Genomic DNA, 283 nt, shown 5'->3' on the forward strand with positions numbered 1-283 from the left:
CTGCTACTCGAAATATGGACAAACATACCCATATTGAGATTTTTCCTTTTTCAACGTGACCTATTTTGTCTTGATAAACATAGACTACTTTAGTTTGATATATCACTCCAAAGGCGTAAATTCCCGACTTAGCCATCGGTACATATCTATAAAATTTGTTTATGCTGTTTTATAGATTTTTGCATCTCTTAAATTAAGACTTGCATTATAATCTCTATCTTCAACATACCCACAATCACAATTGAAAATTCTATCTTTAAGCTTTAAATCTTTTTTTATAGAA

The 283-nt window shown here is 29.7% G+C and carries 1 protein-coding gene; it reads right to left on the minus strand.

The annotated features are described in order from the left end of the window. Positions 1-159: 159 nt before the first annotated feature. Positions 160-283 (minus strand): zinc ribbon domain-containing protein (locus BHW04_RS09115; RefSeq protein ID WP_302699437.1); only part of this gene is annotated, 124 nt, incomplete at its 5' end.

Origin of the sequence: Clostridium sp. 29_15 (assembly GCF_001916075.1) — a bacterium.
Lineage (GTDB): Bacteria > Bacillota > Clostridia > Clostridiales > Clostridiaceae > Clostridium > Clostridium lentum.